This window comes from Pseudomonas sp. JV245A (assembly GCF_032424515.1).
Classification (GTDB): domain Bacteria; phylum Pseudomonadota; class Gammaproteobacteria; order Pseudomonadales; family Pseudomonadaceae; genus Aquipseudomonas; species Aquipseudomonas protegens.
In genome coordinates this window covers 1-601 of the sequence record NZ_VYKE01000493.1, presented here as the reverse complement: position 1 = coordinate 601, position 601 = coordinate 1, and the positions used below count along the sequence as shown (strand labels likewise).

The 601-nt window shown below is 70.7% G+C and carries 1 protein-coding gene; it reads right to left on the bottom strand.

The features are described from left to right. A partial coding sequence (locus tag F6S12_RS32650; RefSeq protein WP_315869974.1) for a chorismate-binding protein occupies window positions 1–601 on the bottom strand: 601 nt, incomplete at both ends.

Below are 601 nucleotides of genomic sequence, written 5' to 3'. Positions count from 1 at the left end.
GCCACGGTGTTGAGGGTGCCGCGGGCCAGGCGTACCAGGCGTTCCGGCGTGGCGCCGAGAAAGCAGCTGTCGCCACGGCTGAAGGCGAACAGGAAGGCCTGGGGATAGGCCGCCCTGAGGTTTTCCAGCAGCGGCCCGCAAGGAATGCTGCGGCTCGCCCGCAGGCAGACTTCCCGGGCCAGTACTACCTTGCTCAGCTCGCCGCCCTGGATTCGCGCGATGGCTCGGGCCACGCAGTCCTGCCAGCGGTCGGCTGCCTGGGTGTCGTCCTCGGCCTGGGTGCCAACGGGCATCTGTGCCAAGGGGGCGTGGGTATAGCGCGCCTGCAACAGGGCCCACTCCGCCTCCAGGGCACCGGCGCACTGGGCCACGTCGGCGCCGGGCTCGATCCACAGGCTGAACAGCCAGTGCTGCTGCTCGCCTTCGCGCAGCAGCAGGATCCGCGGCAGCACCAGGGACGTGGCGGCGAACGACTGCCACTGGGCACTGCGCGGGCCCTGGGGGTCGAAGGCAAAGCCGCCGCACAGGTAGGCCCGCTTGGGCCCGACCTGATGGGCCTGCAGCAGCAACTGGCGCCAGGCCTGGGTACTGGCGGCAAAAC